The sequence below is a fragment of the Candidatus Desulfatibia sp. genome (assembly GCF_036446775.1).
Taxonomy (GTDB): domain Bacteria; phylum Desulfobacterota; class Desulfobacteria; order Desulfobacterales; family UBA11574; genus Desulfatibia_A.
Genome location: NZ_JAZFTO010000121.1, coordinates 1 through 8,020 on the forward strand (window position 1 = coordinate 1; position 8,020 = coordinate 8,020).

8 protein-coding genes are annotated in these 8,020 nt (G+C 47.2%); all 8 read right to left on the bottom strand.

Annotated features, from left to right (window positions below; translation table 11 throughout):
- Nucleotides 1–11: 11 nt before the first annotated feature.
- The 8 genes from V3S16_RS05795 to V3S16_RS05830 all read right to left on the bottom strand — a co-directional run bounded on the left by V3S16_RS05795 (nucleotide 12) and on the right by V3S16_RS05830 (nucleotide 7,747).
- On the bottom strand, nucleotides 12–989 hold the full coding sequence (locus V3S16_RS05795; protein WP_413883731.1) for a thiamine pyrophosphate-dependent enzyme: 978 nt from the start codon (nucleotides 987–989) through the stop codon (nucleotides 12–14).
- A gap of 88 nt (nucleotides 990–1,077) precedes the next feature.
- Nucleotides 1,078–2,295, bottom strand: coding sequence for an oxalate oxidoreductase subunit alpha (locus V3S16_RS05800; protein ID WP_413883732.1), 1,218 nt, complete (start codon nucleotides 2,293–2,295; stop codon nucleotides 1,078–1,080).
- Between the two features lie 15 nt (nucleotides 2,296–2,310).
- On the bottom strand, nucleotides 2,311–2,640 hold the full coding sequence (locus V3S16_RS05805) for a 4Fe-4S dicluster domain-containing protein (protein WP_413883733.1): 330 nt from the start codon (nucleotides 2,638–2,640) through the stop codon (nucleotides 2,311–2,313).
- Between the two features lie 13 nt (nucleotides 2,641–2,653).
- Nucleotides 2,654–3,265, bottom strand: coding sequence for an oxalate oxidoreductase subunit delta (locus tag V3S16_RS05810; protein WP_413883734.1), 612 nt, complete (start codon nucleotides 3,263–3,265; stop codon nucleotides 2,654–2,656).
- A 215-nt stretch (nucleotides 3,266–3,480) separates the two neighbouring features.
- The gene (locus tag V3S16_RS05815) at nucleotides 3,481–4,167 is read right to left on the bottom strand and encodes a FadR/GntR family transcriptional regulator (protein ID WP_413883735.1); all 687 of its coding nucleotides are present in this window, start codon (nucleotides 4,165–4,167) and stop codon (nucleotides 3,481–3,483) included.
- Nucleotides 4,168–4,178: 11 nt separating this feature from the next.
- On the bottom strand, nucleotides 4,179–6,341 hold the full coding sequence (locus tag V3S16_RS05820; protein WP_413883736.1) for an AAA family ATPase: 2,163 nt from the start codon (nucleotides 6,339–6,341) through the stop codon (nucleotides 4,179–4,181).
- Nucleotides 6,342–6,663: 322 nt separating this feature from the next.
- On the bottom strand, nucleotides 6,664–7,620 hold the full coding sequence (locus V3S16_RS05825) for a bile acid:sodium symporter (protein ID WP_413883737.1): 957 nt from the start codon (nucleotides 7,618–7,620) through the stop codon (nucleotides 6,664–6,666).
- Nucleotides 7,604–7,747 (bottom strand): hypothetical protein, encoded by a 144-nt coding sequence (locus V3S16_RS05830; protein ID WP_413883738.1) that lies wholly within the window; start codon nucleotides 7,745–7,747, stop codon nucleotides 7,604–7,606. Before V3S16_RS05830 ends, V3S16_RS05825 begins: the two co-directional genes overlap by 17 nt.
- Nucleotides 7,748–8,020 lie beyond the last annotated feature (273 nt).

Sequence of the window (8,020 nt, forward strand, 5' to 3'; positions counted from 1 at the left end):
TTTAACCCTGACTATATCTCCGGTGCGGAATGAGCCGTGGGGACCTGCACCGCTATCCCGGGGGCTTTCAGCTTCGCGTCCACAAAGGCTTGCTGATTTGCTATGTGCTCTTGGGTGAGGTGGCTAAAGCGGCCCTGGAGCTTCAAATATTCACCAACAGGTTGATATTCCTTAGGTTTGCGCTGATAGGTGATTTCTCCGTCCTCCCACTCGTATAAGCTCCACATTCCAGTCTTGATGGCCATCTTGGCAATCTGAATCGTCTTATCGGCGTCAAACTTCCAGCCCTTGGGACAAGGGCAGTGGATAACAAGGAAAGTTGGTCCCACATAGTTTAGAGCCTTAATCACTTTGTTCATCAGATCAACGGGATAGGCTACCGAAGCCGTGGCAACATACTTTACGGCTGGATGTCCTCCAATCACCAGCTGAGCTGCATTCTTGGGATACAGTTTCTTGCCTTCAGGCACCATCGGGCCCGGGGGAGTAAAAGTGGTGTGGGCCCCATAAGGGGTGGTCGGAGACGTCTGGATGCCCGTATTGGCATAAGCCTCGTTGTCGTAACAGATAAACAGAGCATCGTGGTTCCTGTACATCATGCCGGACATGGCTTGAAGCCCGATATCCGTTGTTCCGCCATCTCCGGCCATCACAATAATATTGGGCAGGGGGCCGTCGTATTTTCCTTTCCGGATCAAGACCTGATAGGCCGCTTCAATCCCGGAGCCTATTGCCCCTCCATTGGTTATCTGGGCATGGGTCCAGGGAACCGCAAAAGGGCCGCAGGTGTAACTCGTGTTCGCTACATACATGCAACCGGTTGGTCCCACAAAGATGGTATCTGGTCCGGACGCCTTTGCTACTAATTTGTAACAAAGGGCCGGACCACAACCCTGACAGGAGCGGTGCCCCGGGAGATAGCCTTCATATGCGGGCGCCTTTTTGATCGTCCGGAATTTTTTCAGTTTCTGAGTTTTAACTTTCGCCATAGTTTTTTCTCCTTTTAAAATTACCGGTCTTTTTAAAACGACTGCTAATTTTTTTCATTAAAAGGGCTGAAGATTATACCCTGTCAGATTATCCACCCGCCTCGACGAATTCATGCCAATCCGGCTCGAATCCTATCCACTGGACATACTTATTGATTTTATTGGCCTCGATGGCTTTGGTAAGAACTTCCGCCATATAATAGAAAGCTTGCAGAGAAACTACTTCTCCGCCAAGGCCCGCCATAAATGAAGTGGTAAGCGGTCGCTCGGGCAAATCATAGAGGGAGGCCCGGACTTCATGGAGAAGGATTCCCCCTTTCATAGCCCCACCATAGGAGGTACTGGTTTCAACGACCCCTACTGCTTTAAATTTTGACAGGCACTCCTGGAGATCTTCAGTGGGCCAAGGCCTCACGAAGCGGATTTTTACCATGCCGATCTTTACTCCTTTTTTCCTTAGTGCGTCGACGGCAAAACGGCATGTTCGGGCGTGGCCTCCTAGAATGAAAAAGACCATCTCGGCATCGCCGGTTCTATATTCGTCCAAAAAGGGACTGTAATTTCGTCCCATAATCTGGTTGTATTCATCCAGCGCTTGTCTGATCACTTTTGGAGTGTTTAGATGGGCAACCGCCCGCTGAAGGTCGATTACCGGTCCCTGGTTAGGTTTAATCTGAGGACCATGGATGAAAGGCGCTTTGGGGTTCAGTGGATTGTGAGGTCTGTAGGGCGGCAGGAACTCATCCACCTGGGACTGTTCCGGCACACTAACTTTTCCCGGGATGTGAGAAACAAAATAGCCGTCCTGACAAACGAACTGGGGCAGCATTACTTCCGGGTCTTCTCCTACCCGGTAATTGATAAGGGTATTATCAAAGACCTCCTGGGGTGTTTCGGCCCAGCCCATGATCCATCCCTGGTCCCGGACAGACATGATATCTGTGTGTTCCGAACCAAAGTCTCCCGGTGGATCTAGGGCCCTGTTGGCAATGGCCGCCTGAACCGGATACCTCCCGCCTGCAATGGGGGAATAGAGCTCCATGGCATAGGTCACCCCGACACCAGCACTACCGGTGAGTGCTCTTGCTCCTGCAGCAGAAGCCCCCAAAACTACTGAAAACTGTGCATGCTCTCCCTCTCCATGAACGAACTCGGCATCGAGTTCCCCGTTTACCACCATTTTTGCCAGTTCCATCATTATGGCTGTATACGGGCGAATTGGGTAAGAGCAGATAACTTCAACCTTGGCCATCTTGCATGCCTGGGCTGAAGCGGCACAACCGCTGTAAGTAAATTCTTTCGCCATCTGATCCACCTCCTTTTAAAATGATTTTTCCAAACGAATTACCCCGCCATCAAAATCCAATTCATCGGCTGCATCCAGGGCCTTTGCACTGCACTCAGTTACGCAGATCAGGCAACCTTTACAGAAGTCTGCATTCCAAACCACCACTTCATTCTCCTCATCTACTGTCCAGCAGCCATCAGGGCAAAAAATGTAGCAATTCCGACACAGGTTACATTTGTCGAGGTATTTCATATAGGGACGCTTACTGCGCCAGTTACTGGTAATCATCTCCCGGTTGTCTTTCACCGGTGAAGGTATAACTACACCCTGGGGAACCTCTCTTTCTTTTGGAACGATAAACATAATTCCCTCCTTTTTAGTTTACGGATTCTATAACTGCTTCCTCGTAGCCCCGTTTCAATGCTTCTTTATTGACCACTATGTCCAAAATACTATCCAGGGCTACCAGGTCCGTGGCCTTTAAGGCGGCGCCAACCAAGGGGGCGGATATTCCAGCACCAAGGCTGGTAGCATCTACTCCTCCCTCACTCCCGGAAAAGTCTACCGTAGTGGCGCCGGCAGCTATCTCCTCCGCATCCACGCAAACAATCTTATCGAGCAAGTCTTTGTTGGGAATGAACTTCAGAATATCCGCAGCAGGTCTTTTGGTGTTAACTATCAGAACACCCTTTTGCTTCATATGTCTCAAGATGTTTATTCCCTTGACGATGGATTCATCCATCACGATAACTGTTTCGGGATTTTCGTTTTCATAGTCATACCGCATCACGATCTCCTCATCGCTGATACGAGTGTATTTGCGCACAGGGACCCCAACCCTGTCAGGTAAATCCTCATAGTCGTCAAATGCCTGGGTGAACTTGTTCTCTTTGTCCGCGCCGAGGGCTATAATTTGGGAAACATCTCTTCCCTCCTTATCTTGGACTACCCCCCGCGCCCATATGGTTACTTCATGAACGTGTGCCATAAAACATCTCCTCCTTATTTAAATAGTTTTGAAAAATATTTCAGATCAACAATTTATGCTTGATCTGAAATGTAGAATTACTATAGTGATACATTGTAGCACGAAAACAAAGGAATTGGGCAATTGGTCTATCAGTCTGACCAATTCTTTCCTCTTTATATATGCGTATATCCTTTGTCAAGTTTTTTTCTTGATTTATAGATATATCCTTTCCTTTAAGTATCAACTAATGTTTTCTCGACATCTTCAATGTGCTCACGCATCGCCTGGGCGGCAAGCTCTCCATCCCCCTTTTTTATGGCACTAAAGATTTTTTTATGATGAGCAAGAGATTTCTTAGCTCTCTCCTCCCCCAGCAGGTAACTCTCCCGGCTTTCAGCGAGAAATTCTATAATAGTGTCGATAATATGGAGCAGAATTCTGTTGTTGGTCGCTTCGGCTAAGGCGTGATGGAAGTCACTATCGGAATCCAATCCGGTTTCACCATTCGCAATCTGCTCTGCCTGCCTCCTCAGGATTTTCTCCATTTTGGTCATGTTTTCCGGGGTAGCCCTTTCGGCAGCCAGGTAAGCGAGTTGAGATTCTAAAAGTCGACGCATCTCAAAGAGTTCTATCTGGTAATCCTTTTCCTTAAGTATAAAAGAGGCTAGAGGCTGAATCAAGGAATCGATAGTATTATTAGCAATATAGGTCCCATTTCCCGGACGGCTCTCCAGCAATCCCTGGGACTCTAATATGCGAAACGCCTCTCGCACGCAAGTCCTGCTCACCTTGAAAGTCTCTGAGAGCTTCCGCTCCGTGGGAAGTTGGTCGCCCCCTTTGAGCCGGCCTTGGTTTATCAAATCCTTGATTTCATCGACAATTTTTTCATATATCCTGGTTTTCTTAATGGGCTTGAACATCTTTGCTCTCCTCAAGCTTCCGGCTTAAATGTAACGGATTTCGAAGATACAGGCATTTGCTGGGCGGTAGCCTCCTCGAAATGCTTGGCGGTCACTATAAATTTGGAAAAATCCGGGTTCTTCTCTATTTTGATGAATTCTTCAAGAGCCAGCATAACTGCCTTTTTACATAAAGCCTCTATACCAGCTCCTGTCCACCCCTCACTAACCTCGACCAGGGTATCGATATCTACTCCGGAATCTAATGACAGCGACCGCAAATAAATCCGCAGAATCTCTTTCCTTTCTTCCCGGTCAGGAAGAGGAAACTCAATAATATAATCGAAGCGGCCGGCCCTGAGCACGGCCGGCTCTACTAAATCTTTACGATTGGTAGCGGCTAAAACCATAACTCCCAATGAGCCTTGAAGTTCATCAAGTTCCCGAAAAAGCTGGCTGACAACCCTTTGTGAGACGCCGCTGGTAGATTCTTCGGATCGGACAGGGGCAATGGCTTCGATCTCATCAAAGAAAAGTAGACAGGGTGCGGCCATTTTTGCCCGCTTGAAGACCTCCCTTAATCCTTTTTCCGACTCCCCTACCCACTTGGATAAAAGCATGGGAGGATCAACTACAATCAAGGTCAGGCCCGTCTCTCCCGAGAGAGCCTTGGCCATTAGGGTCTTGCCTGTCCCTGGCGGACCTGAAAACAAAATACCCTTGGGGGGGCCCAAACGTGAATTTGAGAAGGCCGGCAGGCCGCGCAAGGGAAGTTCTATGATGGATTGAAGGCTTTTCTTTATCTTCTTTAATCCTCCTACATCAATAAAGGAGAGACGGGACCTCTCAATCATGAACTCCCGGGTAGTAGTAGGTTCAACCGCTTTAAAGGCCGTCAAAAAATCTTCAGCGGTTACTGTAATCTCTACGCCGTCGGCCAGATCAGGTTTTTGGTCCACATCATATTTGATCCCGGGCATGATTCGACGCAAGGCCGCCATACCCGCTTCCTTACAAAGGGCCGCCAAATCAGCCCCCACGTAGCCATGGGTAATTTCCGCCTGGCGATCTAAGTCAACATCAGGAGCAAGGGGCATCTTGCGGGAATGGATCTTTAGTATTTGCAGACGGCCGGCTTGACTGGGCACCCCTAGTTTGATCTCACGATCGAAGCGTCCGGGACGGCGCAGAGCCGGGTCAACCAGTTCCGGCATATTAGTAGCGCCAATAACCACTACCTCTCCCCTGGATACCAGACCATCCATCAGGGCAAGCAGTTGAGCTACCACGCGTTTTTCCACGTCCCCGACAACTTGTGCTCTCTTGGGCGCCAGGGCGTCTATTTCATCAAAGAAAATAATGCTGGGGGCATTTCGGCGAGCTTCTTCGAAAACCTCCCTCAGCTTTGCCTCGCTCGCCCCGTAAAACTTATGGATTATCTCGGGGCCGTTAACATGGATGAAGTGGGCTCTCACCTCACTGGAAATGGCTCGGCCAATAAGCGTCTTTCCCGTTCCCGGCGGTCCGGAAATAAGCACCCCTTTAGGCGGCTCAATCCCCAGCAAAGTAAAGAGGCCAGGGAACTTCAAAGGAGTTTCAATCATCTCTTTGATAAGGCTTAGCTCCTCTTCCAAGCCGCCAATCTCTTCGTAGGAGACCCGAATTGCCTCGGCATAATCAACATCAGGTTCTTTAAAGGCAATCTCTGTATGGGGAGTCATGATGAGCGCCCCTCTGGGCCTTGCGCCTTCAATAATGAAGGATTGCGGCCGCGTACCAAAGAGGGCAACTTGGATTTTGTCCCCAATTATCATGGGCAGTCCCATAAGAGTCTTGCGCAGGGACGGGATCTCAGTACTTTTTGGGATCGAGCGCGTGATGTCCAAGGGTGATAGCAGGATTTTGTCGGCGTTCTTGTATGGGATTTTCTTGACTTCGCACAATTCATCTACTGATAACTGGGTATTATCTCTGGTATTACCGTCGATCAGAATCCGTTGCGGATCAAAATGCTCGACGAGAGCTTCGGCTGCGCGTGCTACCGTAGATCTCCGGCCGGAAATCATAAGCATCTCGCCGGGAACCGCACCCAATCTTATCATCACATCTGTAGCCAACCGCGCGAACCCCTTGCCCACATCTTCAATAAAGGCTTCCCCCACTCGCAGGGAAACCTGCTGCTGCGATTTAGTCATGGTATTCATTGTCTTGAGAAAATGGGGAAAATATAAAAATTGGTCTGTTGGTCTAACCAAGAACCAAGAGGTACATATCTATTATATGTTTTTATCATTTGTCAAGTTTTTTTCTTGATTTTTGGTGTTAATTTCGAGGTGTATACCGCCGGAGAGTTTATAGCCGCGATAACTGTCAAGTTGAGCATAAACGGTAAAATTTTACCGTTTTTGAGCGCACTTATCATGAATGCCGTAATTGGATATTGGATATTTTGCCATATCGATCCACCGCCGAACATTGGCAGATCGGTGTTGAGCCTTTAAGCGCCTAAAGTAACAATCAATCGCCTTTTAGTTTTCCCACCAGATATCCGTCCATCATAAGGACTACCAAATGGTGCATCACACAAACAACAAGGGCCAATCCGTACTGCGGGAAAAGGGATACCTGTAAAATTACAGCAAGGGGTAAGGTTTTCTGTCCTCCCACAAATAAAACACTTTCCCTTCGGCCCCGATGCAGTTTAAAAAACCGGATAAAGAGACCGGCGGCAGCAAGCAGTGTGCCATGGAAGATAACTACAATTATAAAAATAATTCCGATCCTATTTCCACCGTTTATGATCGCAAGTCTTGCTTGAGACATGGCCATCCACACGATTGCCAGAACTAAAAACTGGTTCAACGTATGCAATTTCGAGGTAAATTGATCAACGAAAGATTTTCCATAAAATTTTATCAACAAACCTATACAAAGCGGCAACAGGACAAGAAACCCGAGTGTGACCATAATCGCCAGTTTATCAATGGCAACAAAGGTTGTTCCGTCAATCAGATTCAAGAGTAAAGGCAGCGAAACTGGTATCGTAAAAATAGCAAGTCCATTGGCCATAATGGTTACTACCAGAGCATGGGCAATATTACCACCGGCACTCCCTGTCATAACCACACCACTGGTGAGTGTTGTCGGCATAACCGCAACCAGAAATAATCCTATTTTAATACCGGTGTCCAATGATCCCAAACCAAATCCAGCGGCAGTTATCGGCGCAACAAGAAATATTATTGCCAACGTAATCAGGATGCTTTCTATATCCATCAATCCCGACTTTATTTGATCGGCATTGAGTATCAAACCGGAAAAAAAGAATATTAATATCACCACTGCATCCGGCCCACGGTGAATTGTTAACCACCTGCCAATACCGGATACCGTCCCAGTGACATCGAATATCGTTATGGTAAAAACCAGTAAAAGCCCTATCAGAAACCAGTATTTTTTAATCAAAATAGGCAAGCGGCGGGTTTTGTTGTATCCCGACCTTTATTATTTTGTCGTTGGCGTAACCAGTATAGGATGATAATCCTACAATAAGAATAGTGCAAATTATCGTAGCGGCATGCGCAATCCTGCTCCGTCCCATTGTAAATACTCCTTCAGTTGATAGATTACCGTTTCAAATCTTGAACTTTACCGATTTAAGGTTTAATGCATGAACCATAAACCAGGGCTGTAGACTTCTTACCATAGTGCTCCAATTTAATAACACAAAATTACCAGGATTTTCAAATAATAGTGTTCAACATTCAAATTTTATCAAAAATAGATATATTATGATGGGTGGGATTGGAAACATTTACCTAAACTGATCGGTTCTAGGTTCAGGGTTCTAGGTTCAAAGGTTATAACATCTTGA